This is a genomic window from Crossiella sp. NPDC003009, from assembly GCF_053591555.1.
In genome coordinates this window covers 81,835-106,822 of sequence record NZ_JBSFUA010000016.1, presented here as the reverse complement: position 1 = coordinate 106,822, position 24,988 = coordinate 81,835, and the positions used below count along the sequence as shown (strand labels likewise).

Below are 24,988 nucleotides of genomic sequence, written 5' to 3'. Positions count from 1 at the left end.
CGTGACGTGTCCCCGCTGACCACCACCGAACTGGACGCCGCAGGCGTGCTCGAACCGTCGCTGCGCACCGCCTACCGCCGCTGCCGGGAGATCAACGCCCGCTACGGCCGCACGTACTTCCTGGCCACCCGGATGCTCACCCCGGCCCAGCGCCCCGCCGTGCACGCCCTCTACGGCTTCGCCCGCTGGGCGGATGAGATCGTCGACGACCAGGGCGACGGGCGCACCCTGGCCCAGCGCAGGGCCGCGCTGGCGGAGCTGGGCGCGGACCTGGCCGAGGGGTTCGCGCAGGGCCACAGCAGGCACCCGGTGCTGGCCGCGGTGGTGGACACGGTGGCGCGCTACGACATCGACCGCGGCTACTTCGCCGACTTCCTCACCTCGATGCGGATGGACACCGAGGTCCGCGAGTACGCCACCTTCACCGAGCTGGCCCGTTATGTGCGCGGCTCGGCCGAGGTGATCGGCCTGCAGGTGCTGCCGGTGCTGGGCACCGTGACGCCGAGGGCGGAGGCCGAACCGCACGCCGCCGCGCTGGGCGAGGCCTTCCAGCTCACCAACTTCCTCCGCGACGTCGGCGAGGACCTCGACCGCGACCGGGTCTACCTGCCGCTGGAGGAGCTGGCCGCCTTCGGCGTGGACCGCGAGCGCCTCCAGCACTGCCGGCAGCGCGGCCACACCGACCACGCGCTGCGCGCCGCACTGGCCCACCTGGTCTCCCGCACCCGCGCCACCTACCGCCGCGCCGCACCGGGCATCGCCATGCTGGCCCCGGTCTCCCGCCCCTGCGTGGCGACCGCTTTCGAGCTCTACCAAGGCATCCTGGACGAGATCGAGGCCGCCGACTACCGGGTCCTGGACCGCCGCGTGGTGGTCCCCAAGACCCGCCGCCTGGCCGTGGCCCTGCCCGGGTTCGGCCGAGCCGTCCTGGCCCGATGGGCGTAGGCCGTGTCGCCCAAGCCCCGCCCGCGGTAGCCGCGCCGGTTCGGCCGCTGGCGGCACGGCCGGAACGCCCGAATACGCCCGGTATGAGGGTGTCCCGGCCGCACCGCCAGCGGCCAAACCGATCACGACTCCCGCAGACGGGGCTTGGGCGACACGGCCTAAGCCGAGTCCCGGCGGACGATCTCGACCGGGAGCATGCGGTTGGGGTGGGTGACCTCGTTGCCGCGCAGGCGTTCGCGCAGGATGGCGACCATCTCGCGGACCTGCGCGCCGGGGTCCTGGCGGATGGTGGTCAGGCTCGGCTGGGCCTGCTGCACCACCGAGGGCAGGTCGTCGAAGCCCACCACCGCCACGTCCTGCGGCACCCGGCGGCCGGCCGCGCGCAGCGCCCGCAGCGCGCCCACCGCCATCAGGTCGCTGGCCGCGACCACCCCGTCCAGGTCCGGCACCCGGGCCAGCAGCTCGGTCATCGCGCGCTCGCCGCCTTCCAGGTTGAACTCCGCGGGGGCGGAGCAGTGCGCGGCCTCGGTTTCGGCCAGGCCCAGTGCGGTGCGCCAGCCGGTGAGCCGGTCCACCGCGGCGGCCTGGTCGGCGGGGCCGCACACCGTCACGATCCGCTTGCGGCCCTGGGCCAGCAGCAGTTCGGTGGCCGCGCGGGCGCCGCCCTCGTTGTCCACCGTGACCACGTCCAGGCCCTGCTCGCCGCGCCACGGGCGGCCGCCGAAGACCACCGGGATGCCCAGCGAGCGCACCGCATCCGGCAGCGGGTCGCCGCGGCGCGGGGTGAACAGCAGCGCGCCGTCGGTGTGCCCGGAGGACAGGAACCGCACCACCCGCTCGACCTCCTCGGGCGAGCGGGCGATCAGCAGCGCCATCTGGGCGTCCACAGTGGACAGTTCGTGGTGCGCGGCGCGGATCACCGCGGCGAAGAACGGGTCCTCGAACAGCTTCTCGCCCGGTTCGGAGAGCACCACCGCCAGGGTGCCGGTGCGCCGGGTGACCAGCGAGCGCGCGGCCTGGTTGGGCCGGTAGCCCAGCTCGGCCACCGCGCGCTGCACGGTCTCCCTGGTCTGCGCGCTCACCCGGCTCGCGCCGTTGACCACGCGGGAGACGGTCGCCCTGGAGATGCCCGCGTGCGCGGCGACATCCTCCAGCGTCGGCCGGGCCGGTCGTTCCGCCACTTGCGCACCCCTGTTCCTGCTGTCCGGTTCCCGCCAAGCGTAGCCGGTCGATCTGCCCGTCCACCTGCACGGAAGCGCTCCCATGTCGAGGCCTTGAGCTGGGCCGGACCGATCACGGAACGATGTCGGATCACCGGCCGTGACTTGACATGTGACCCCGGCCACCCAAGAGTGAGAGCGCTCTCACTCAGTATCGCCGATCCAGTTGCCGATCATCAGCTCGACACCCCGGTCGAGGAGGACCAATGACCAACATCGCGACGCGCCGGGCGGTGGCGCTCGCGGCTGCCGCCGTCCTGGCCACCGGAACCGCCGCCTGTGGTGGTTCCGCGGACGACGGCAAGATCAAGATCACCGTGGGCACGTTCAGCGACTTCGGCTACGAGGCGCTGTTCGCCGACTACGAGAAGGCGCACCCCAACATCAAGCTGGAGGCGCGCAAGCTGGAGTTCGACGCGCACCACTCGCAGCTGGCCACCCAGCTCGCCGGGGGCAGGGGCGCGGCCGACGTGGTCGCCATCGAGGAGGGCTGGCTGGCCCAGTTCCGCAGCTCGAAGGACAAGTTCGTCAACCTGGCCGACCTGGGCGCCAAGGACCTCAAGGACCAGTGGGTGCCCTGGAAGTGGAACCAGGGCGTCCTGGACGACGGCAACTTCGTGATGGGTCTTGGCACCGACATGGGCAGCCTGGCGCTGTGCTACCGCAAGGACCTCTTCGCCGCCGCCGGTCTGCCCACTGACCGCAACGAGGTGGCCAAGCTGTGGCCGACCTGGGAGGACTACGCCAAGGTCGCCGACCGCTTCAAGGAGAAGACCCCGAACGTCAAGTTCGCCGGGTCCGCGGAGAACGTCTTCACCGCGAAGCTCTACCAGAGCGAAGAGGGCTACTTCGCCAAGGCCGACGACAGCTTCATCGCCGATACCAACCCCAAGGTCAAGGAAGCCTTCCTGCTGGCCGGCGGCATGGGCGCCAAGGGCCACACCGCGGGCGTCAAGCCGTTCACCCCGGAGTGGACCATCGGGCTCAAGCAGGGCAGCTTCGCCACCGAGACCTGCGCGGCCTGGGCACTGGCCCAGATCAAGTCCGGCGCGGGCGATGAGGCCGCGGACAAGTGGGACGTCACCTCGGTGCCCGGCGGCAGCGGCAACTGGGGCGGCTCGTTCCTGACCGTGCCCAAGCAGGGCAAGAACACCAAGGAAGCCTACGAGGTCGCCAAGTACCTCACCGCGCCGGAGCAGCAGAAGAAGATCTTCGCCAAGACCGGCAACCTGCCCAGCGAGCCCGCGGTCTACAAGGACCCCGAGGTGCTCGGCAAGGTCGACCCGTACTACAACGACGCGCCGGTCGGCCAGATCTTCGCCGCCGCCGCGGACAGCCTCAAGCCCAACTACCGCGGCACCAAGGACTCCAAGGTGCGCCCGCGCTTCAACGAGGCGCTGTCCAGGATCGAGCAGGGCAAGGCCACCCCGGAGGCGGCCTTCGGCGAGGCGGTCACCCAGTCCCGCAACGAGGTGAAGTAGCTCGATGGCGGCCCCGGTCACCGACCGTCCACTTCGGACACCCCAGCAGCCATCGCCGCGCAAGCGGCGGTGGCCGCTGGCCCGTCTGGACGCCAAGTTCACCCCGTACCTGTTCGTCACCCCGTTCTTCCTGATCTTCGGGGCCTTCGGGCTGTTCCCGCTGCTCTACACCGCGTGGGTGTCGCTGCACGACTGGCAGCTGGTGGACGGCGAGCAGGGCTTCGTCGGCCTGGACAACTACACCGCGCTGTTCGGCGACCCGAACTTCTACAACGCGCTGGGCAACACGGTGAGCATGTTCCTGCTCTCCACCGTGCCCCAGCTGCTGGCCGCGCTCGGCCTGGCCGCGCTGCTGGACCGGGGGCTGCGCGGGCGCACCTTCTGGCGGGCCGGGCTGCTGCTGCCCAACGTGGTCTCGGTGGTCGCGGTCGCGCTGGTGTTCACCCAGATCTTCGGCCGCGACTTCGGCATCGTGAACTACCTGCTGGAGCTCATCGGCCTGGACCGGATCAACTGGCAGGCCGACTCCTGGTCCTCGCACCTGGCGGTCAGCGCGATGGTGATGTGGCGCTGGACCGGCTACAACGCGCTGCTCTACCTGGCCGCGATGCAGTCGGTGCCACGGGAGCTGTACGAGGCGGCCACCGTGGACGGCGCCTCCCGGTGGCGGATGTTCTGGTCCATCACCGTGCCCAGCATCCGGCCCACGATCCTGTTCACCATCGTGGTCTCCACCATCGGCGGCATGCAGCTCTTCGTCGAGCCCACCCTGTTCGACCCCAAGGGCGCCTCCGGCGTCGGCGGCAGCGACCGGCAGTTCCAGACGCTGACGATGTACCTGTACGAGAAGGGCTTCCGGTTGTTCGACGCTGGGTACGCCTCGGCCATCGCCTGGGTGCTGTTCCTGGTGGTGCTGGTCTTCGCCCTGGTCAACTTCACGCTGGCGCGGCGTATCGCGTCCAAGGGGTGAGGCCGGTGCTGACCACTCGACGGCCGGGTTTCCTGGTCTACGGCCTGCTCTCGGCGTTCCTGCTCGCCTCGGTGTTCCCGCTGTACTTCTCCTTCGTGGTGGCCTCCAAGGACAACTCCGCGATCGGCGACAAGGTGCCGCCGCTGATTCCCGGCGGCAACCTGTTCGCCAACATCGCCAGGGTCTTCGACACCGTGGACTTCTGGCTGGCCATCCAGAACTCGCTGATCATCGCCGCCACGGTGGCGGTGGCCAACGTGCTGCTGTCCTCGCTGGCCGGGTTCGCCTTCGCCCGGTTGCGCTTCCGCGGCCGGGACTCGCTGTTCCTGGTGGTGGTCGGCACCGCCATGGTGCCCACCCAGCTGGGCGTGATCCCGCTGTACATGCTGATGTCCGAACTGGACTGGTACGGCCAGCTCCAGGCGGTCATCCTGCCCGCGCTGGTGGGCGCGCTCGGCGTGTTCATGATGCGCCAGGCCTGCGAGGAGACCGTGCCGCACGAGCTGATCGAGGCGGCCAGGGTGGACGGCTGCTCGGTGCTGCGCACCTTCTTCACCGTGGCCCTGCCCGCGATCCGCCCGCAGGCCGCGGTGCTGGGCATGCTCACCTTCATGACCGCATGGAACGACTACTTCTGGCCGCTGATCGTGCTGGACCCCAACGACAGCCCGACCGTGCAGGTCGCGGTGTCCACGCTGGCCAGTGGCTACTACACCGACTACTCGCTGATGCTGACCGGGGCCACACTGGGTGTGCTGCCGGTGATCGCGCTGTTCCTGCTGCTCGCCCGGCACATCGTGGGCGGGATCATGCAGGGCGCCGTCAAGGGATGAGGGGAACTTGACCACAACCGACTCTGCCGACCGCTCCGTCGCGGCGCCGGCCGCCAGTCGAGCGCCACTGGCCTTCCCGCCGGGATTCGTCTGGGGCACCGCGACCTCGGCGTTCCAGATCGAGGGAGCGACCACAGTGGACGGTCGAGGGCCGTCCATCTGGGACACCTTCGCGGCCACCCCCGGCAAGGTGGAGCGTGGTGACACCGGCGAACCCGCCTGCGAGCACTACACCCGGTACCCCGAGGACATCGCGCTGATGCAGCGGCTCGGCGTCTCCAGCTACCGGTTCTCCCTTGCCTGGCCCCGGATCCAGCCCACCGGCACCGGGCCGGCCGAGCCGCGCGGGCTGGCCTTCTACGACCGCCTGGTGGACGCCTTGCTCGAGGCGGGCATCGAGCCGATGGTGACGCTCTACCACTGGGACCTGCCGCAGGCGTTGCAGGACAAGGGCGGCTGGGTCAACCGGGACACCGTGGACCACTTCACCGAGTACGCCCGGATCGCGCACGCCCACCTCGGCGACCGGGTCAAGCAGTGGACCACGCTCAACGAGCCGTTCTGCCCGGCCTACCTGGGCTACGGCATCGGCATCCACGCCCCCGGCATCACCGACCCGGCCTCCGCGCTGGTGGCCGCGCACCACCTGCTGCTGGCGCACGGGCGGGCGACCACCGCGATGCGCGCACAGGCCCGGCCGGGGCAGCAGTTCTCGCTGGTGCTCAACTTCAGCACCGCCAGGGTCGCGGTGGCCGACGAGGCGCACCTGGCGGCCGCGCGCAAGGTCGAGGGCATCTCGGGCAGGCTGTTCCTGGAACCGGTGCTGCGCGGGGACTACCCGGCCGACGTGCTCTCCGAGGTGGCCCACCTCAACGCGCTGGCCCCGGCGATCCGGGACGGCGACCTGGCCGAGATCGCCGCGCCGATCGACTGGCTCGGGGTGAACTACTACAACCCCACCAGGGTCGCCCCCGCGGCCGACCCGCTGTTCGAGACCCCCGGCGCGCTGCCGGGCCTGCGCGGGGTGGAGATCCTGCCGCCGGAGGGTCCGCTGACCCACACCGGCTGGGAGCAGGAGGCCGCCGCGCTGACCGACCTGCTGCGCTGGCTGGCCGAGCAGGCGCCGGGCATGCCGTTGCTGGTCACCGAGAACGGCTCGGCCTTCCCGGATGAGGTCAGCCCGGACGGCCAGGTGCACGACCCCGAGCGCACCGCGTACCTGCTGGCGCACCTGCGCGCGGTGCACGCCGCCATCCAGGCCGGGGTGGACGTGCGCGGCTACCTGGCCTGGTCGCTGCTGGACAACTTCGAGTGGGCCTTCGGCTACGACAAGCGCTTCGGCCTGGTGCACGTGGACTTCGCCACCCAGGCGCGCACCCTCAAGGACTCCGCACACGCCTACGCCAAGGTGGTCGCGGACAACGCGGTGGCGCCGGAGTAGCGCTCCGGCGGGCGGGGGAGCACGCTGCCGTCACGGCGTGATCCCCCGCTCCTGGAGCAGCTGGTTGAGCATGCGCAGGCCGTAGTAGACCCGGGACTTCACCGTTCCCGGTGGCACGCCGAGGATGCGGGCCGCCTCGTTGACCGTGCGGTCGCGCAGGTAGGTCTCCCGGATGGCCTCCCGGTGCTCCTTGCTCAGCTGGTTGAGCGCGTCGGCCACGGTGATGCTGATGACCACGTGGTCGGCCTCGTCGCGCACGGTGGCCTCGCCCAGCTGGGTCAGGTCCACCTCGGTCGGCCTGGCTTTGCGGTGGCGGACCCCGTCCACCACGATCCGCCTGGCCACGGTGAACAGCCACGGCAGCACCTCATCGGCCTCCGGGCGCAGCTTCCCGGCGTTGCGCCAGGCGCGCAGCCAGGTCTCCTGAACCACGTCCTCGGCCCACTGGCGGTCGCCGCCGGTGAGTGCGGTGGTGAACCGCAGCAGCCGCCTGCCGAAGTTCAGGTCGAGCCACTCGAGGAGTTCCGCGCCCGGATGCGCGGGGCCGTGGGCTCTGCGGTGGTGGACGCGAAGTTGCTCTGGCATGGCGACATCGTGCTGTGCCCCGGGCATGACCCAGCGTAGTTTCATACCTCGTATGTGACCCAGATCACCTTTTTTCGGTAATCGCGGATTTGGTCCTGAACCACCCCTGAGGGAGATCCGTAGTCCTGGGCGTCGGGCGTGATGTGCAGTGGGAAAGGTGACCGAGATGAAAATCAGCGGCAGTAAGGCCCCCGCGTTGGCGGCGATAGCCTTCGCCGCCGCATTGTCCGCCGCCTGTGGCGGGGACGGCGCCCCCAGGGCCGGCGGCAGCGGCGATTCCGGCGAGGTCCCGGCGAGTTTCCAGCCTGGCCACGAAAGCTCGTTGATGCACGCCAGAGAGGTCGCCGGACTGGGTTCGGTAATCACCGACCACGAGGGCTACACCCTGTACCGATTCGACAAGGACACCGCCAAACCGGCGAAGTCCAACTGCGTCGACGCCTGCGCCGCGCAGTGGCCACCCGTGCTCGCCAACGGCAACTTCCAGGTCGAGGGGATCGACCCGGCGCTGGTCAACACGATCCTGCGCGCCGACGGCGAACAGCAGGTCACTGTGGGCGGCTGGCCGCTGTACCGCTTCGCCAAGGACGCCAAGCCCGGCGAGTCCAACGGACACGGCAAGGGCGGCACCTGGCACGCGGCCACCCCCGACGGCAAGAAGGCGGCGGCACCGGCGAATGGAGGCAACGCAAGTGGCAACTGACCGATCCGTTCGCACCCGGCTCTTACGGGGGAGCGCGCTCACCGTCGCCGCCGCGGCCGTCGCGCTCGCCCCCGCGGGGGCCGCGCTGGCCGACGAGACCACCGCGCCGCCACCCCCCGCCAGTTCCAAGCCGGCCGCGCCGCCACCGGCCAAACCGGCGCCCACGCCGCCGGTCACCCAGCCGGACGACGAGACCTCCGGCCCTGGCTGGGAGCAGACGAACTACGGCCCGCTCGGGCCCGCCGACCGCGACCTGCTGGTCAAGGTGCGCCAGGCCGGGCTCTGGGAGATGCCCATGGGCGATGAAGCCCAGGTCAGGGCGGCCGCACCGCGGGTGAAGGAGGTGGGCAGGCTGATCATGAAGGACCACGAGGTGCTGGACACCAGGGTCAAGAAGGTGGCCGCCACCCTCGGCGTCCCGCTGCCCGATGAGGCCAGCGCGGACCAGCAGGGCTGGATGGCCGAGCTGCGCGGGGCCACCGGCGAGGCCTTCGACCAGCTCTTCGCCGACCGGCTGCGCGCCGCGCACGGCAAGGTCTTCACCGTGGTCGCCGCGGTCCGCTCCGGCAGCCGCAACAACCTGGTCCGCGAGTTCGCCCAGGAGGGCATCAACGCGGTGATGCGGCACATGACGCTGCTGGAGAGCACCAAGCTGGTCAACTTCCAGGACCTGCCGCTGCCGCCCAACCCCGGCGCGGCGCCACCGCCCTCGGCCGCGCCCAGCACCGGCGGCGGGGCCGCCGCGCCGCCGGGCACCACCAAGGCGCCGGCCGCGCCCAAGCCCTCGGTGCGGGCCAAGCCGACCCCGGCCGCGCCGGCCGGCGAGCCGGTGGAGCCGCCGCAGCAGCGGGACGTGGCCAACGCCAGCTCCTCCTCCTGGGCCGACGACGCCGGTGGCGGCGGGATGATCCTGCTGGTGCTGCTGCTGTGCACCGGGCTGGCCGCGGCCACCATCGGGGTGGTCCGGTTCGTGCAGTCCAGATAGACAACCCGGCATTTTCTGGAGCGAGTCCAACAATGGAATTGTTCCAGTCGAGCTCGCCTCCGCAATTCGTTCAGTGCGCCACCAAGGTAATTGAGCTGCTGAAAGAGGGGAGGTATTGAACTCTCATTCGCACTGCCCGGCCGTGCCTCCCCGTTCGCCACGGCCGGGCAGGCGCCCACCACGCCGCCCGGGTTTCGCCTCGCCCCCTTTTCTCCCGAGTCGCTGGAGGCATCCGGTGTTGAGCCCACTCGCCGACATCACCGCGTTGGACGCGATTCTCGCCCAGATCTCCCCGCACGACACCGGCGTCCGTCAGGTGGCCGCCCTCTCCGCGAGGCTGGCCTACGCCATGATGTGCTTCACCCTCGTCTGGGGGGTGCTCACCGCCACCGGGTGGGTGCGGCGCACCACCAGCAGGCAGGCCCTGCGCAGCGGCCACATGATGCTGGCGGTGATGACCATCGCCTTCGGCTCGCTGCACGGCTTCGCCTTCATCTTCGTCACCGACATCGACTTCGGCGTTTTCAAGGTCATGGTCCCCTTCGCCGAGGGCGGCCTGGCCCGGCACGCCGCCGGCATCATCGGGCTGCAGCTGATGACCGCGGTGGCCATCTCGGTGGCGGTGCGCCGGTGGCTGGTCTACCGGCACTGGCTGCGCTTCCACCAGCTCGGCTACCTCGCGGTCGGGCTGACCGTGATCCACGCCTGGCTGGGCGCGGCCGCCAACGGCAACCTCGCGCTGCTGCAGACCGCCGGGATCACCCTGGTGGTGCCGGTGATCACGTTGACCGCGCTGCGGTTCCTGCCGCCGAGGCTGCTCACCAAGGTCGGGCTGGTCTCGGCCGAACCGGCGGTCCAGCCGGTGCAACAGGACCCGGCCGCGCCGCCCAACCCGCGCGCCGGGAAGGTCGGGGTCAGCGTGGACAACGAGCGGTGCCAGCGGTACGGGATCTGCGAGACCGCGGCCCCGGAGGTGTTCCAGCTGGTGGAGGACGGGCGGCTGCGGTACGACACCAGCCCGCACGCGCAGTTCGCCACCCAGGCCAAGGCCGCGGCGCGCTGCTGCCCGATGCGCGCGATCACCGTTCAGGAGCGTGTCAAGTGAGGAAGAAGGAACGCGTGGTGGTGGTCGGCGCCGGCGTGGCCGGCCTGCGCACCGCGGAACGCCTGCGGGAGCTGGGCTACACCGACGAGATCGTCCTGGTCGGCGCCGAGCAGACCCGGCCGTACCACCGGCCGCCGCTGTCCAAGCAGCTGCTCTGCGGCAAGCTGCGGCCCAGCGACCTGCTGCTGCCCAGCTACATCGAGCTGGACGCGGTGTGGCGGCTGGCCACCCCGGTGCTGGGCATGGACCCGCGCCGCCAGGTGGTGCACCTGCCCGGCGGCGAGGAGCTGCGCTACGACGGCCTGGTCATCGCCACCGGCGTGGAACCCCGCCACCTGCCAGGGGTTCCGGTGCACGACCCCAGGGTGCACTTCCTGCACACCGTCGAGGAGGCGCTGGCCCTGCGGCAGAACCTGCAGCGGACCCGCCGTCCGCTGGTGGTGCTCGGCGCCGGGTTCATCGGCTGCGAGCTGGCCTCCACCGCGCACCACCTCGGCGGCGAGGTCACCATCGTCGGCCGGTCGAAAGTGTTGCTGGGCAAGGCCGTCGGCCCGCAGCTGGCCGAGCGGATCACCGAGCTGCACCGCGGCAACGGGGTCGACCTGGCACTGGGGGAGCGGGTGCTGCACTGGCTGCCGCAGCAGCAGGGCGTGGTGCTCAACCTCTCCAGCGGCCAGGTGATCGTGGCCGGCGCGGTGGTGGTGTGCGCCGGTTCGGTGCCCGCGGTCAACTGGCTGCGCGGCTCCGGCCTGACCATCGACGACGGCGTGCTCTGCGAGCCGACCTGCCACGTGCTCGGCCGCGGCGACATCGTGGCCGCAGGGGACGTGGCCCGCTGGCCCAACCTGCGCTTCGACGCCCGCCCCCGCCGGGTCGAACACTGGCTCAACGCGATCGAGATGGGCCGCCACGCCGCGGAAAGCCTGCTCGCCGGCCGGGCCGCGGCCAAGCCGTTCACCCCGGTGCCCAGGTTCTGGTCCGAACAGCACGGCATGCGCATCCAGGGCGCGGGCCTCCCCGCCCTCGGTGAGGACACCGTCCAGCTGCTGCCGTCGTCCCGGCCGGACCAGAGCGTGACCGGCTTCGTCTCCGGCGGCCGCCTGGTCGGCCTGGTCGCGCTGAACAGCCCGCAGGCCCTGCTCACCTGGACCGCCGAGCTCGACCGCCAGACCAGGCCGCGCCTGCACGCCCCCGCGCCCGCCTCGGTCGCCACCATCACCCCCGCGCGTCCTCCCTCCGCGCGGGGCCGGGTGCCGGGACCGGCCACACCCCCGCCGTTCCCGGCACCCACGCTCGCCCAGTCCACCCCGCCGCCGTTCCCGCCGCCCCAAGGCATCCCGGTCCCGGTGGCCGCGCCCCGCCCCGGCGGCCCGGCCTCCGGCCCCATCCCGATGCCCCCGGCCCGCCCGATCCCGCGGATGGCCCCCAAACCGCCGACCCGCCAGTGGTCCTTCACCGAACCCGCCGAGCTCGACGCCCCCGCCAACGGCATCTCCCGCCAACTGCGCCGCCGCCGCACCAGCTAACCGATCCCGCCCCGCCGTGCCGGCCGTTGCCCGCCGACACGGCGAGGTGGGTTCAGTTCGCCTTGGCCAGGGCTTCGGCCAGCTGGGTGCGGCCGCGGATGCCGAGCTTGCGATAGGCGTGGGTCAAATGGATCTCCACCGTGCGCAGGCCGACGTGGAAGCGTTCGGCGATCTCCTGGTTGGTGTGCCCCTCGGCGGCCAGCGCGGCCACCCGCAGCTCGGTGCGGCTGAGCTCACCGCCGCCGTCGGCCCGGAAACCGTACTCCCGCAACAGGGTCCGCGCCCTGGTCACCACCCGCGGCGCGGCGCAGCGCTCGCCCAGCCGCAGCGCCTCGCGCAGCGACTCGTCCGCACCGGCCACCCCCAGCCGCTGCCGCGCCTTGCCGCGCTGGATCAGCGCCCGCGCCAACTCCAGCCTGCTGGTCCGCCCGCGCAGCACCGTCACCGCCTCGTCCAGGTACCGCAACCCGGCCCGCTCCCCGGTCAGCCGCGCCGCCGTGCACAGCGCCACCCCCAGCGGCTCCGGCGAACCCCAGCTGCGGGTCAGCGCCAGCTCCTCCTCCACCAGCGGCCAGGCCTCCCGGGACTGGTCCATCATCAGGTGCGCGATCGCGGCCACCGAACGCCATGGCACACAACCGGGATAGGTCCAGCCGACCTCGGCCAGCCGCCGCCCGCACTCCAGCGCGTCCCGCAGCGCGCCGGTGGCGTCCTTCTGCACCAGGCGGATCCGGCCGGAGAGCGCGAAAACCTGGTCCCACTCCCGGAATCCGCCGCCGCGCCCGGTGACGTACTTGTGCACCACCGCCGCGGCCCGCTCCGGCCGCCCGTTCTCCAGCAGCGCGCCGCCCAGCGCGAGCACCACCGCACCCCGGTTCGGGTGCTCCGGCACCGTGCGCAGCAGCCGCGCGGCCATCCGCGCCTCGCCGATCGCGTCCTGCACCCTGCCCTGCCGGATCAGCATCATCGCCCGGTAGCTCAACCCGGTCACCAGCCGCGCGGTGGACCCCTTGCGCTGGGCGTCCACGATCGGCGCGTCCAGCGCGGCCATCGCCTCCGGCAGGTCGTCGGTCAGCGCCAGCGCGACCCCGCCGTAGAGCAGCGGCGAGGTCAGGAACTCCGCGGTGTCCGGCGCGTCGGTGAGGGAAAGCCTGGCCAGCGCCCGGATCTGCTCGATCTCGCCGGAACACCGGATGGCCTGGTTGTAGGCCTCCACCGCGAGCAGCTGCCGCCCGACCCTGGTGGCCTTGAGGTTGTTCCACTGCTGGTGCACGCTCCGCCGCACCGAGCCGTAGCGGGTGTCCGCGTCCTGCGGATCGGTGGCCGGCACCAGCGCCAGCAGCCGCGCCGCGGTCAGCAGCGGCGAGGGCTCCACGCTGCCCTCACCCGGCCACAGCTGCGGCACGATCCGCTTGACCACGCCCACCAGCGCAGGCGTCGAGCTGATCACGCTGGGATGCGGGTAGTTGGTCAGCAGCGCGGCCTGCGCGTGCGGGGTCGGCGCCAGCGCGAGGGCGTCCAGCAGGCTGTCCGCGGCCGCGCCAGGGTCGGTGTGGTAGCGCGCCGCGGACAGCTCGGTGAGCACCGTGGCCCGCAGCGAACCCGTTGGCGGCTCGGCCAAAGCCCGCCGCAGGTAGCCGGTCGCCGAGCGGTGGTCCCCACGCCGCAACGCGTTCCCGGCCGCGGTGCGCAGCACGTCCACCGCCTGCTGGTCGCCCTCCGGCCGTGCCGAGACCAGGTGCGGCGCGATCAGGTCGGGGGACTCCCCGTGCTCCCGCAACAGTTTCGCCGCTTGCACCCGCAGCCGGTGGTGGTCGCGGGAGGGCAGCCAGCGCAGCACGGTCTGGCGCACCTTGGGATCGCTGACGGTCAGCCGCTGGCCCTTGCCGAAGATGGACAGCTGCCGCAGCCGGGCCGCGGCCCGTTCCGCCTGCTCGGGCGCCAGCCCGATCAGCTCGCCCACCACGGCCAGGCTGGTGGACTCGCCCAGCAGCGCGATCACCTCGGCCAGCCGCCGCACCGCGCGGGACTCCGCGCGCAACCGGGCCACCGCGAGCCCGGTGCGCAGCTGGCCGACGATCGCGCGCAGTGCGAACAACTGCTCGGGCTGCGGCTCGATCCCCTTGCGCTGTAGCGAGTCCAGCACCGAGGTGAGCAGCTGCGGCTCACCGCCGGTCAACCGGTGACAGGCCGAGGTGAAGGCCTCGGCCGGCTGCTGGTTGAGCCGGTTGCGCAGCAGCATGCCGACCCCGCGCTCGGTCAGCGGCTCCGGCCGGATCGGCTCGCCGCCCATGGCCTCGAGCAGTTCGGCCGCCTCCGGCGCGCGCGCCTCGCCGCTGCCCGCCCGCGCGGTGACCACCAGCGCGATCGGCAGCGCCGCGGTGTGCCCGGCACAGCGCACCAGCAGGTCCAGTGAAGCCCGGTCGGCCCACTGCACGTCGTCGGCGAAGACGCACAGCGGGCCGGGCGCGGCCGGTCCGGCCAGCAGGTGGCACAACCGGCCCAGCACCGTGACATCGGGGCCGGAGAACAACTCCAGCCCGTTCTCCCCTTCCCGGAGCAGCGGCGCCACCAGCTGCGCGGCCAGCCCCAGTTCGGTGTCCTGCTCCGCCGCCCGGCACCCGCCGCGCAGCACATGACAGCCCGCGGTGACGGCGTGCTCGGCCGCCGCGTCCAGCAGCGCCGTCTTGCCGATCCCGCTGGGTCCTTCGATGACCACGGTCCGGCCCACGCCGGACTGGGCACTGTGCACCGCGGCCCGAAGTGCGGACAGCTCGGATGACCGCTCCACCAACACGAGTACTCCTTGACGGGCTCAGGTCAGTTTGCGCAGGGCGGCGGTCCACGCGTGGCGTCTGGCCCCTCACCGTAACCGCCCACACGGTTCCCGGTGGTCAAGAAGACACCCGAATCTGGCCGGATTCGCGGCTTTCGGTGCTCCCGCTCCGACTGATTGGTCTAGCCGTCAGTGCTGAGCACCTTGTCACCACCGGCGACCCCGCTGGGGCCGTTGGAGGTCAGCACCCACAGCGTCTTGTCCGGCGCGACCGCCGCGTCCCGCAGCCGGCCGTAAGTGCCCTGGTAGAGCGCGGTCGGGTTGCCGACGCCGGAGTCGGTCAGCGGCACCTTCCACAGCCGCTGCCCGCGCAGCGCGGTCACGTAGACGTTGTTGTTGTAGACCGCGATCCCGCTCGGCGAGGCCTCCGCCGTGGTCCAGGTCAGCAGCGGGTTGCGGAACCGGGTGTCGTTGCAGCGGCCCTCACAGGTCGGCCAGCCGTAGTTGGACCCGGCCACGATCTGGTTCAGCTCGTCCTGCCGGTTCTGGCCCAGCTCGGAGGCAAACATCCGACCCCTGCTGTCCCAGGCCAGTCCCTGCACGTTCCGGTGCCCCAGCGTGTAGACCAGGGTGCCGGAGGGGTTGCCCGGCGCGGGTTTGCCGTCCAGGGTCATCCGCAGGATCTTGCCGCCGAGGGAGTTCGGGTTCTGCGAGTTGGCGGTGTTGGCGGCGTCGCCGGTGCCTGCGTAGAGGTGGCCGTCGGGCCCGAAGGCCAGCCGCCCGCCGTTGTGGATGTTGGCCCTCGGAATGCCGGTGACGATGGGCTGTGGCGCCTGGCCCAGCTTGAACCGGGCGATCCGGTTGTCACTGGCCGAGGTGTAGTAGACGAAGATCCAGCCGTCACTGGCGTAGTTCGGCGACACCGCGATGCCCATCAGTCCGCCCTCACCGCCCGGGCGCACCCCGGGAATGGTGGCGGCGGTGCTGACCGCGGTGCCCTTGATGGACAGCACCCGCGCGCTGTTGCGCTCGGTCACCAGCGCGGAGCCGTCGGGCAGGAAGCCGACGCCCCAGGTGTAGGCCAGGTTCTGCGCGATCACCCGGACCGCGGCCGGTTCGGCGGCAGCGGTTCCCAGGGGCAGGGCCGCGACAGCGGTCGCGGCGAGCAGCAGCCGAAGTCGTCTCCTCATGGTGGACTCCCCAATCGGCGGCGGAACAGGGTTGTCCACCCAGCCAACACCTCTGCCCGCGCACCGGCCACCGGAGAAGGCAGCCCCCGGTCACGACTTTCGTCGCAAAGGTCCGGTGTGGACAGAAGGTCAACTCGAATGCGACCAGACCAGTTCCACGCAGGTCCCGCTGTCGGCCATCGAGTCGACCTGCACACTCCCGCCGATCTCCCGCATCCGCCCGCCGATGGAGGAGGTCAGCCCCTGCCCGCGCGGGGTGCGGATCGGGTCGAACCCGCGGCCGCGGTCCACCACCCGCACGCTGAGGGTGCCCTCCACCCAGGACACGGTCACCCAGGCCTGGTCGGTGCCGGCGTGCTTGGCCACGTTGTTCAGCGCCTCCCGGCAGGCGTCGGCCACCGCCTCCACCACGTGGTGCGGCAGGTGACCCGGCACGGTGTCCGGGATGTAGCGCACCCGCAGGTCAAGGGCTTCGGCGTCGGTGACCACCTCGGCCAGCCGGTCGCCCAGCCCGGTGAAGGAGTTGGTGGTGTCGGCCGCGATCAGCCGCCGCACGTACTCGGCGTCCTTGCCGCAGCGCTTGCGCACCTCCTCCGACCGGTGGTCCAGCCCGCCCATGGAGATCGCGGTCAGCGTGGCCAGCGCGTTGTCGTGCAAGGCCCGGTAGTGCCGCGTCCTGGTCTCGAACCGGGCCCGCTCGGCGGCCTGCCGGGTCTCCGCCCGCAGCCGCGCCTCGGTCTGCTCGTCCAGGTACTGGGCCTGCGCGGTCAGGTACCGGGTCATGAAGTAGAGGACCGCGCCGAAGAAGATGCACGAGTTGAGGTGCCCGACCACCGCGGGCAGCAGCGGCTGGCCCGGCTGGGTCTCCGCGCTGAGGGTGAGCACGTACCAGGCCATCGGCACCGCGTTGAGCGCCAGCGCCCAGCGCAGCGGCAGCACCGCCCCGATCAGCGCCGCGGTGCCCAGGGCGTACTTCGGCGCCCAGTTGACCGTGGTGAACTCGAACCCGGCTTGCACGTTGGAGGTCACCACGGTCATCAGCGCACAGGCCAGCACGATGTCCACGCCGACATGTCGGTAGGTGAACCAGCCGTGCTTGCGCACGTAGTAGCCGAGATAGCCCTGCCACCCCCAGGCCAGCCCGAGCAGCGCCCCGTTGAGCGCCGGGCTGGAGTGCCGGTGCAGGTCGGCACTGGCCATCGCGATCGAGGCCGGGATCAGGTAGGAGGCCCGCTGCACGAACAAGATGACCGCGATGAACCACCGCGTCCGCTGCTCCCCGTTCTCCGCGAGCATGTACCGCGGATCAAGCCAGGCCAGCCGCCTGGGTTTGGTCTCGCCGGGTTCTTGCTGTGCCTCAGTCCGCGGATTCACCGCCACCGCACTCCCATACCTCGCCCCTGGACCCAGATTCCATGCCAGTCACCCGGTCCGGGGCAAGTCGCCGAATGGCCTACCACCGTGCGGCAACGCACACAACGGCCGAACTAACCGGCATAGCCTCTGCCGGTGACCGCTCTCGAAACGTCCCTGCTGCGCGTGGCCACCCAGACGGTCATCCAGGTGATCCGGCCGTTGCTGCCGGATCTGAAGGCCCGCAAGCAGCGCTTCGCGGAACTGTCGGAGCTGGTCAATGCCAGTGTCGGAGACTTCTTGACCCGCCGGAAGGTGCGCGAGCAGCTGGAGCGGATGGTCACGGATGTCTTCGCCCGGTTCCAGGCTCCGGCGGAGCAGGAGTTCCGCCATTTGCCGGAACACGAGATCGCGGCGGCATTGGCGGCTGTTAGCGAAGCGTTGTCGGGGCATGAGCTGACGGATGAGGCGCTGTTCAAGGCTGATCTGGATCATCGCAAGCTGGCCAGGTCGGTTCGGGACCGCACGACTCCGCCAGATGGCTTGTCCACTGACGCGGAGACTGTTTACTCCCGACTCCTGGACATCGCCTGCCTGTGCCTGGTCCGGTTGGTCATCCAACTGGAAGCTTTCCAGCCGCGGGCGTCGGTCGAGACGCTGTCCCGGCTCACCGCGCTGGCTGACGCCGTTGAGCGTGTGTTGGACCGTTTGCCCTTCACCAGCCTCGATGCTCCCGAAGGAGCGGAGAAAGACGAAGATTTTCGCTTCCGCTACCTGGAATTCATCACCTCGACGATGGACCGGTTGGACCTGCTCGGTGTGCCAGTCAGCCAGCGGTCGTCGGTCAGGCTCAGCGTGGCTTACCTGAACTTGCGGGCCGACGACAGCTACGACAGCCGTCTCTCGAAGGTGCTGGGTGCTCATCGCCGCACCTTCGTGCGTGGAGACGCGGGTTGTGGCAAGAGCACCTTGCTGCGGTGGCTGGCGGTGACGGCGGCGGGCAGCCGGTTCCGGGATGAGCTGGAGCGTTGGAATGGCCAGGTCCCGTTGCTGGTCAAGCTGCGCAGCTTCGCTGAGGCCGAGCGGCTGCCCCGGCCGGACGAGTTCTTCGCGAAGGAGACCGATCCGCTGTTCCAACTCCTCCCAGCAGGCTGGGTGCACCGTCAATTGCTGGCGGGCCAGGCGATCATGCTGATCGACGGGGTGGACGAGCTGCCGCACCAGCGCAGGGATCTGGTCCGGTCCTGGCTCCAAGGACTCGTGCGCACCTATCCGCATGCCCGGTACGTCATCACCTCCCGGCCCGCGGCGGCTACCCAGGACTGGCTCAGTGGGCTGGAGTTCCACTCGGCCACAGTCCAGCCGATGGGGCCGGAAGAGGTGCACGTCTTCGTCCGCCGCTGGCACGAGGCCATTCGCGGGCGGGCGAGCTGCGTCGACGACGAACTCCCCACGTTCCAGGACCAGCTTCTGCGCCAGCTCTCGATCCAGGACCACCTCCAGGCACTGGCCGTCAGCCCTCTGCTGTGCGCCATGCTGTGCGCGCTGAACCTGGATCGGGAGACCCAGCTGCCCAAGGACCGCACCAGCCTGTACCAGGCGGCCCTGGAGATGCTCCTGGTGAACCGGGATCAGAGCCGGAACATCCGAACCGAGCTGGACCAGCTGCTGGATCTGCAAGCTAAACAGACGCTGTTGCAACGGCTAGCCTGGCACCTGACGCTCAACGAACTGTCCGAAGTGGACAGAAGTCAGGTCGAGCAGAAGTTCGCCGAAGCCGCCGGTGCGATGATCCGCCTGGCAGGCAAGGATCTCAGCGGTGAGACCATCCTCAACTACTTGATCGAGCGCAGCGGAGTGATCCGAGAGCCGGTGGTCGGCCGGATCGACTTCGTGCACCTGACCTTGCAGGAGTTCCTGGCGGCGAAGGAGATCGTCGAGGAGAACCACATCCCGCGACTGGTGAAGGAGGCGCACGAACCCTCCTGGCGCGAGGTTCTGCTGATGACACCGGGACAGGCCACCAACCCGCAGCGCGTCGAGCTGTTCAGCGGCCTGCTCGATCGAGCCGACCGGGAAGCTCCGGACCTCGCGCGCAGACTGCGACTGTTGGTGATCACGGCCATGGCCAACCCCAGACCGATCCGGGAGGAGTTGCGGCGGCGGATTGAACAGGTTGCGACGGAGTTGCTGCCGCCCAAGCAGTGGGATGAGATCCGAGAGTTCGCCGCTGCGGGAGAATGGCTGCTGGACTTCATGCCTGCTCGCTCGGAGCCCTTGGATAGCTCGGGCGCAAAGCACTGTGTCGCTTTGGCGGCCATGATCGGCGGGCCGAGAGCACAACGGCTCCTGGCTGGCTACGCGACTGACACGCGAGTCCAGGCTGGCTTGGCGGCGAGCTGGGCAAGCTTCGACCATGGCCAGTATGCCCGAGACGTTCTTGCCGATGCACCACTCCATTCGGCCTGGATCAGGGTTGATGCCCCAGGCATGATTCCCCACCTACCGCTTCTCCGGAAGCTCCGAAGGCTCCTGCTCAACTTCCAGACCGTCAGGATCAATGACCTACCGACCCTGCCCCTGCTGACCGGCCTCTGCCTCGAACGTGCCGGCCAAGCTGATCTGGATGGGCTCGTGGATCTATTTCCGATTCTCGACACGGTGGCGCTCATCAACACCCGGCGGGTCACGGGCATTCCCGCGCTGACTCGGCTGCCGAATCTCCGTGTCTTAACACTCTATGGTGTGGACGGACCGCCCAACTTGGCCTCAGTCAAGCACCTGCGTGCACTGGAGGTGCTGACCTTGGGGGACCCGTGCACCGGTACGGATCTCCAGTTGGTCGCCGAGTTGCCGAAGCTGCGTGACTTGATGGTGTTCGACCTCCAGGACATGCAGGTTCTGGAGGTGCTCCAGCGGATGGATCAGTTGGAGACCTTCGCGCTCATCAACGTCCACGAGCCGCTCGACTTGGCGTCGTTGCCGAGGTGCGCCAACCTTCGGTCACTGACCTTGTGGGGACTTGCCCCCGGTACCGACCTCAGCCCGCTGCTCACGTTGCCACAGCTGGAAACGGTGCACACCAACGCTAAACTTGATGATCTGGACTTCGAGCCGTTGCTGAGACAAGGAGTGGAGCTGCACACTGACCAGAGAGGCGTGTCGATGATCCGGGACTAGCCGCCCCGCTGGGCCGAACGGCCGCACCCCCGCGCGGCAGGTTTGGCCAGGTGTGGGGACGGTAATCCCCGAAGCGTCCCCACCAGAAAGGGAGGCAACAGTGATCATTCTCGGTGCGATCCTGCTCCTCATTGGGTTTCTTGCCGACATCTCCGTCCTGTGGACGATCGGCATGGTGCTGGTCGTGATCGGGCTGGTCCTGGCGGTCCTCGGCGGAACCGGCCGAGCCGTGGGTGGCCGGCCGCATTGGTACTGACGTCCTTGATCTCCCGTGGGCGCGCCGTCTGTCAGCCCGGCGTGCCCACGGGTCCAGGGTGTCCACAGTGGACTGATCGCTCGAACATCGTCTCCAGGGACATCACCGTCTGGGTGCCGGAGACTCCTTTGACCGCGAAGACGCGGCGTAGCACGTCTTGCAACTGTTCCGTGGTGCCGGTCCGCACTTTCAGCATCACCGAGGCCGCGCCCGCCACGATGTGCGCTTCCTGAATCTCCGGTATCGCCGCGAAGGCTTTCTGGGTGGCGGCTTCGCCCATCCAGGCCTTGGATTCCACCAGTACGAAGGACAGCACGCCCGCGCCGATCGCGGCCGGGTCGACCTCGACGGTGGTGCGGCGGATGATCCCACGTTCCTTCAGTTTCCGGACCCGCTCGTGTGCCGCGCCTGCGGACAGGCCCACCGCGGCGCCCAGGGCGGCATAGGACTGGGTGGCGTCCCGCTGTAGCTCTGCGAGCAGACTGCGATCTGTGTCATCCATCATCGACAGAACCTCATGTGGTCATGCTAGCTTATCGCCGAACCTGATTCAGGGAGAGGCAGAGATGGCTGACCGAGTACGGGCTGTGTACGAGGTGCTGGACGAGCGGTTCCAGCGGGTCGCGGGGGATGACTACCTGGAGGTCCTCTTCGGCGGTGGGCGCTGGCTCGAAGGGCCCGCCTACTTCCCGGCCGGGCGGTACCTGGTGTTCAGCGACATCCCCAACGACCGCATGCTGCGCTGGGACGAGACTACTGGCGCCGTCGGCGTTTTCCGGCAGCCGGCCAACTACAGCAACGGCCACACCGTGGACCGGCAGGGCCGCCTGGTCAGCTGTGAACAAGGCGCGCGGCGGGTCACCCGGACCGAACCGGACGGCACCGTCACCGTGCTCGCCGACCAGTGGCAGGGGCGGAAGCTCAACAGTCCCAACGACATCGTCCAACGATCGGACGGGTCGCTCTGGTTCACCGATCCCAGCTACGGCATCGACAGCGACTACGAGGGCAACCGGGCCGAGAGTGAGACCGACGGCTGCCACGTCTACCGCATCGACCCGGGCGGCGAGGTCACCAGGGTTGCCGAGGATTTCGCGCGCCCCAACGGTTTGGCGTTCTCCGCCGACGAGCAGCAGCTGTACGTGGCCGACACCCGCCACCGGCACATCCGGCGATTCACCGTGCGGGACAACGGAACCCTCAGCGGCGGTGAGGTCTTCGCCGAGTGCACCGCCGGAAACCCGGACGGCATCCGGCTGGACGAGCTGGGCCGGGTCTGGCTGGCCGCGGGGGACGGGCTGCACTGCTTCGCCCCGGACGGCACGCTGATCGGCAAGCTGCGGGTGCCCGAGGTCTGCGCCAACCTCACTTTTGGCGGTCCCAAAAGGAATAACCTATACATCTGTGCGACCAGCTCGGTGTACTCGATTCGAGTCAACTTCAACGGAATCCGCTACCCGCGCTGACCCGGGTCACTACGCTCGGTTGCCATGATCGACCTGGGCGGTTCCGCCCTCAAGGCGGCCAACGCGGTGGTCCTGCAGGCCGCCCGCACCCTGCTGGCCGACCACCGCGACCGGGTCGAACGGCACACCGACCTGGCCGAGCTGGTACGCGGTCACTGGACGGACACCCTCACCCGGCGCAAGGTCCTCGCCCAGCTGGACCGCATGGTCACCGAGGTGCTGGAGCGGCTGCTGGACCGCGCCCGCGAGGACTTCCGCGCCCTGGACGAACGGGAGCTCACCGCCGCCGCGCTCGCCGTCGGCGACACGCTGGCCGAGGCCGACCTGTCCGACGATCGGTTGTTCGCCGCCGATGCCGACGCGCGCAAGCTGGCCATCGCCATCCGGGCCAAGGTGCCCGCGCCCACCGGCCTGAGCGCCGACGCGCACACCGTCTACGACCGGCTGCTGGACCTGGCCTGCCTGTGCCTGGTCCGCATGATCACCCAGCTGAAACCCTTCCCCGCCAGGGCCTCCGCGGAGACCCTGGCCCGGCTCACCGACCTGGCCGGTCAGCTCGCGCTGATCCTGGACCGCCTGCCCTACACCACCCTGGACGCGCCGGCCGGGGCCGACCACGATGAGGACTTCCGCTTCCGCTACCTGGAGCTGATCAGCACCCGCTGGGACCTGCTGGAGCTCTTCGGCCTGCCGCTGCGGCATCGGGCCAGGGTCAAGCTCAGCATCGCCTACCTCAACCTCACCGCCACCGGCGCCACCCGCCTGTCCACCACGCTGGCCGGGCACGCGCGCACCTTCGTCCGCGGCGAGGCGGGCTGCGGCAAGACCACCCTGTTGCGCTGGCTCGCGGTCACCGCCGCCCGCAACGCCTTCGACGGCGACCTGGCCTCCTGGAACGGGTGCGTGCCGTTCCTGGTCAAACTGCGCAGCTTCGCCGACACCCTGCGATTCCCCCGGCCCGGCGAGCTCTTCACCGGCGCCGACGACCCGCTTTTTGAGCTACAGCCGCCGAACTGGGTGCACCGCACGCTCGGCTCCGGCCGGGCGCTGGTGCTCATCGACGGCGTGGACGAGCTGCCTGCCGTGCGGCGCAAGGAAGTCCGGTCCTGGCTGGACTCCTGGCTGCACGCCTACCCGCGAGCCAGGTTCGTCATCACCTCCCGCCCTGCCGCGGTGGCCGAGGACTGGCTGGCCTCCGAGGACTTCCACACCGTGACCGTAGAACCTATGGCGCGTGCGGACATCCGCGCCTTCATCCGCCAGTGGCACGAGGCCATGGCCACCCTCGCCCCGCCCGATCTGGAAACCGAACTGCCCGCCTGTCAAGCGGAACTGCTGCGCAAGCTGGACACCCAGCACCACCTCGCCCAGCTGGCCACCAGCCCGCTGCTGTGCGCCATGCTGTGCGCGCTCAACCTGGACCGCGAGTCCCGCCTGCCGCAGGACCGCAACGGCCTGTACCAGGCGGCACTGGAGATGTTCCTGGAACACCGGGACGACCGGCGCGGCATCCGGATGCCGCTGGACAAGGTGCTCGACTACCGCGGCAAGGTGACGCTGCTGCGCGACCTGGCCTGGCGGCTCACCCTCAACGAACAGTCCGAACTGGACCGTGGCCAGGTGGAGGCCACCATGTTCCGCAAGCTCCAGCTGATGCCCAGCTTCCGGGTGAACGCGCTGGCACCCAGGGAGGTGCTGGACCACCTGTTGGTCCGAAGTGGACTGATCAGGGAACCGGTGGTGGGCCGGATCGACTTCGTGCACCGCACCTTCCAGGAGTACCTGGCGGCCGGTGAGATCGCGGAGGAGAACCACATTCCCATGCTCATCAAGCGGGCGCACGAGGTGGCCTGGCGGGAGGTGGTGCTGATGACCCCCGGCCAGGCCAACCTGGCGCAGCGCGCCGAGCTGATCCGCGGCCTGCTCAGCCGGGCCAAGCGCAGTCCCGACCACGCCACCACGCTGCGCATGCTCGCGGTGGCTGCGGGCGGCGGCGCCTCCACGCTGCCGGCCGAGCTGTTGGAGCGGGTGCGGCTGGCCACGGAGAAGCTGTTGCCGCCCAAGGACACCAAGGCCGCGGCTGAGCTGGCCGTGGTCGGCGAGGTGGTGCTGGACCACCTGCCGCCCGGCATCGCCTCCTACTCCGGGGAGACCGCGGTGGCCTGTGTGCTGGCCGCCGCGCACGTCGGCGGTCCCCGGGCGCTGGCCCTGCTGCGCGAGTACGCGGCCCACCCGTCGCCGGAAGTGCAGCGGGTGCTGGTGGACTGCTGGCGCTACTACGATCCCGAGGACTACGCAAGGCAGGTGCCGTTCCGGCCGGACGGCCCGATCCAGGTCAACGCGGCACAGGCCGCCTGGGCACATCTGGTGCCGCGGTTGCGCGAGCTGCACATCGGCAACGAGAACCCGGTCCGGCTGCGCTTCCACGGCGACCTGCCGGAGCTGGCGCACCTGGCCGTGCGGGCGCCGGGCCTGACCGGACTGCCCGCGCTGCACCGGATCCCAAATCTGACCCGGCTCGACCTGCTCATCGCCGGCCGCTGGAACGGGCTGGACGCCCTGTGCGCGCTGACCTCGCTGCGCACGCTGGTGCTGCGCGGCGCCATCGCGCTCGGCGGACTGGCCGTGCTGCGCCCGCTGCTGCCCCGGCTGACCCGGCTGGAACTCTGGGACTCCGGCTTGACCATGGACCTGAGCGCGCTGGCCGCGGCCGAGTCGCTGGAACAGCTCGTCCTGCTCGACGACCACGGCAGGCACACGCTCGACCTGACACCGCTGACCGGGTTGACCCGGTTGCGCTCAGTGATCACCGACGGCTGGGCAGACGTGCGCGGTGCTCGTCAACTCAAGCGCAAAGGTGTCTATGTGGAAGGGCTGTCCAAGACGCAGGGGTATCCGGCACAGTACGGGCGGGCAGGCGAACCGTAGTGCGACGAGCTTCGCTAGCACCGAGCCGATCGGGGCCGTGATCGT

General features: G+C 70.4%; 19 protein-coding genes. 13 read left to right on the top strand and 6 right to left on the bottom strand.

Features of this window, described 5'->3' with window-relative positions; translation table 11 throughout:
* Positions 1-15: 15 nt before the first annotated feature.
* Positions 16-945, top strand: a complete 930-nt coding sequence (locus tag ACWDY5_RS19385) for a phytoene/squalene synthase family protein (RefSeq protein WP_449723592.1) — start codon at positions 16-18, stop codon at positions 943-945.
* 158 nt (positions 946-1,103) lie between these two features.
* On the opposite strand, the gene ACWDY5_RS19380 is transcribed toward ACWDY5_RS19385, so the two are convergent.
* Positions 1,104-2,126: a LacI family DNA-binding transcriptional regulator gene (locus tag ACWDY5_RS19380; protein ID WP_449723564.1), complete on the bottom strand. Its 1,023-nt coding sequence runs from the start codon at positions 2,124-2,126 to the stop codon at positions 1,104-1,106.
* A 245-nt stretch (positions 2,127-2,371) separates the two neighbouring features.
* Here ACWDY5_RS19380 and ACWDY5_RS19375 point away from each other — a divergent pair, with 245 nt between their 5' ends.
* The 4 genes from ACWDY5_RS19375 (at position 2,372) to ACWDY5_RS19360 (ending at position 6,890) form a co-directional block, all read left to right on the top strand.
* Entirely contained in the window at positions 2,372-3,646 is a 1,275-nt protein-coding gene (locus ACWDY5_RS19375) for an extracellular solute-binding protein (protein WP_449723563.1), read from the top strand.
* Between the two features lie 4 nt (positions 3,647-3,650).
* Entirely contained in the window at positions 3,651-4,616 is a 966-nt protein-coding gene (locus ACWDY5_RS19370) for a carbohydrate ABC transporter permease (protein ID WP_449723562.1), read from the top strand.
* Positions 4,617-4,624: 8 nt separating this feature from the next.
* Complete coding sequence (locus ACWDY5_RS19365) at positions 4,625-5,449, top strand: carbohydrate ABC transporter permease (protein WP_449723591.1); 825 nt, start codon at positions 4,625-4,627, stop codon at positions 5,447-5,449.
* A gap of 67 nt (positions 5,450-5,516) precedes the next feature.
* Positions 5,517-6,890 carry a GH1 family beta-glucosidase gene (locus tag ACWDY5_RS19360; RefSeq protein ID WP_449723590.1) on the top strand — a complete coding sequence of 458 codons (1,374 nt, stop codon included), beginning with the start codon at positions 5,517-5,519 and terminating at the stop codon, positions 6,888-6,890.
* A gap of 30 nt (positions 6,891-6,920) precedes the next feature.
* Here ACWDY5_RS19360 and ACWDY5_RS19355 read toward each other — a convergent pair whose 3' ends face one another.
* A complete protein-coding gene (locus ACWDY5_RS19355; RefSeq protein ID WP_449723561.1) occupies positions 6,921-7,475 on the bottom strand; it encodes a sigma-70 family RNA polymerase sigma factor in 555 nt (184 codons plus the stop codon).
* Positions 7,476-7,641: 166 nt separating this feature from the next.
* On the opposite strand from ACWDY5_RS19355, the gene ACWDY5_RS19350 reads away from it, so the two are divergent.
* The 4 genes from ACWDY5_RS19350 to ACWDY5_RS19335 all read left to right on the top strand — a co-directional run bounded on the left by ACWDY5_RS19350 (position 7,642) and on the right by ACWDY5_RS19335 (position 11,794).
* Entirely contained in the window at positions 7,642-8,178 is a 537-nt protein-coding gene (locus ACWDY5_RS19350) for a hypothetical protein (protein ID WP_449723589.1), read from the top strand.
* A complete protein-coding gene (locus ACWDY5_RS19345) occupies positions 8,168-9,163 on the top strand; it encodes a DUF4142 domain-containing protein (protein ID WP_449723560.1) in 996 nt (331 codons plus the stop codon). Before ACWDY5_RS19350 ends, ACWDY5_RS19345 begins: the two co-directional genes overlap by 11 nt.
* A 235-nt stretch (positions 9,164-9,398) precedes the next feature.
* Positions 9,399-10,268: a 4Fe-4S domain-containing protein gene (locus ACWDY5_RS19340; RefSeq protein WP_449723559.1), complete on the top strand. Its 870-nt coding sequence runs from the start codon at positions 9,399-9,401 to the stop codon at positions 10,266-10,268.
* Positions 10,265-11,794, top strand: a complete 1,530-nt coding sequence (locus ACWDY5_RS19335; protein ID WP_449723558.1) for an FAD-dependent oxidoreductase — start codon at positions 10,265-10,267, stop codon at positions 11,792-11,794. Before ACWDY5_RS19340 ends, ACWDY5_RS19335 begins: the two co-directional genes overlap by 4 nt.
* Positions 11,795-11,846: 52 nt before the next feature.
* Here ACWDY5_RS19335 and ACWDY5_RS19330 read toward each other — a convergent pair whose 3' ends face one another.
* From ACWDY5_RS19330 to ACWDY5_RS19320, 3 genes are all read right to left on the bottom strand, one after another.
* Entirely contained in the window at positions 11,847-14,585 is a 2,739-nt protein-coding gene (locus ACWDY5_RS19330) for an ATP-binding protein (protein WP_449723557.1), read from the bottom strand.
* 167 nt (positions 14,586-14,752) lie between these two features.
* Positions 14,753-15,760 carry a PQQ-dependent sugar dehydrogenase gene (locus ACWDY5_RS19325; RefSeq protein ID WP_449723556.1) on the bottom strand — a complete coding sequence of 336 codons (1,008 nt, stop codon included), beginning with the start codon at positions 15,758-15,760 and terminating at the stop codon, positions 14,753-14,755.
* Between the two features lie 129 nt (positions 15,761-15,889).
* Positions 15,890-17,134 carry a sensor histidine kinase gene (locus tag ACWDY5_RS19320; protein ID WP_449723555.1) on the bottom strand — a complete coding sequence of 415 codons (1,245 nt, stop codon included), beginning with the start codon at positions 17,132-17,134 and terminating at the stop codon, positions 15,890-15,892.
* A 135-nt stretch (positions 17,135-17,269) separates the two neighbouring features.
* On the opposite strand from ACWDY5_RS19320, the gene ACWDY5_RS19315 reads away from it, so the two are divergent.
* Both ACWDY5_RS19315 and ACWDY5_RS19310 read left to right on the top strand, forming a co-directional pair.
* On the top strand, positions 17,270-20,293 hold the full coding sequence (locus ACWDY5_RS19315; protein ID WP_449723554.1) for an NACHT N-terminal Helical domain 1-containing protein: 3,024 nt from the start codon (positions 17,270-17,272) through the stop codon (positions 20,291-20,293).
* A gap of 100 nt (positions 20,294-20,393) precedes the next feature.
* Entirely contained in the window at positions 20,394-20,549 is a 156-nt protein-coding gene (locus ACWDY5_RS19310; RefSeq protein WP_247763934.1) for a DUF6131 family protein, read from the top strand.
* A 31-nt stretch (positions 20,550-20,580) separates the two neighbouring features.
* On the opposite strand, the gene ACWDY5_RS19305 is transcribed toward ACWDY5_RS19310, so the two are convergent.
* Positions 20,581-21,054, bottom strand: coding sequence for an Lrp/AsnC family transcriptional regulator (locus tag ACWDY5_RS19305; protein ID WP_449723553.1), 474 nt, complete (start codon positions 21,052-21,054; stop codon positions 20,581-20,583).
* A gap of 61 nt (positions 21,055-21,115) precedes the next feature.
* On the opposite strand from ACWDY5_RS19305, the gene ACWDY5_RS19300 reads away from it, so the two are divergent.
* Both ACWDY5_RS19300 and ACWDY5_RS19295 read left to right on the top strand, forming a co-directional pair.
* On the top strand, positions 21,116-22,015 hold the full coding sequence (locus ACWDY5_RS19300; RefSeq protein WP_449723552.1) for an SMP-30/gluconolactonase/LRE family protein: 900 nt from the start codon (positions 21,116-21,118) through the stop codon (positions 22,013-22,015).
* 24 nt (positions 22,016-22,039) lie between these two features.
* Positions 22,040-24,943, top strand: coding sequence for an NACHT domain-containing protein (locus ACWDY5_RS19295; protein ID WP_449723551.1), 2,904 nt, complete (start codon positions 22,040-22,042; stop codon positions 24,941-24,943).
* Positions 24,944-24,988 lie beyond the last annotated feature (45 nt).

Excerpts from the sequence above, each read along its gene's own strand:
- ACWDY5_RS19325 (WP_449723556.1), bottom strand. The coding sequence starts at position 15,760 with ATGAGGAGACGACTTCGGCTGCTGCTCGCCGCGACCGCTGTCGCGGCC.
- ACWDY5_RS19305 (WP_449723553.1), bottom strand. The coding sequence starts at position 21,054 with ATGATGGATGACACAGATCGCAGTCTGCTCGCAGAGCTACAGCGGGAC.
- ACWDY5_RS19370 (WP_449723562.1), top strand. The coding sequence starts at position 3,651 with ATGGCGGCCCCGGTCACCGACCGTCCACTTCGGACACCCCAGCAGCCA.
- ACWDY5_RS19295 (WP_449723551.1), top strand. The coding sequence starts at position 22,040 with ATGATCGACCTGGGCGGTTCCGCCCTCAAGGCGGCCAACGCGGTGGTC.
- ACWDY5_RS19350 (WP_449723589.1), top strand. The coding sequence starts at position 7,642 with ATGAAAATCAGCGGCAGTAAGGCCCCCGCGTTGGCGGCGATAGCCTTC.
- ACWDY5_RS19375 (WP_449723563.1), top strand. The coding sequence starts at position 2,372 with ATGACCAACATCGCGACGCGCCGGGCGGTGGCGCTCGCGGCTGCCGCC.
- ACWDY5_RS19355 (WP_449723561.1), bottom strand. The coding sequence starts at position 7,475 with ATGCCAGAGCAACTTCGCGTCCACCACCGCAGAGCCCACGGCCCCGCG.
- ACWDY5_RS19300 (WP_449723552.1), top strand. The coding sequence starts at position 21,116 with ATGGCTGACCGAGTACGGGCTGTGTACGAGGTGCTGGACGAGCGGTTC.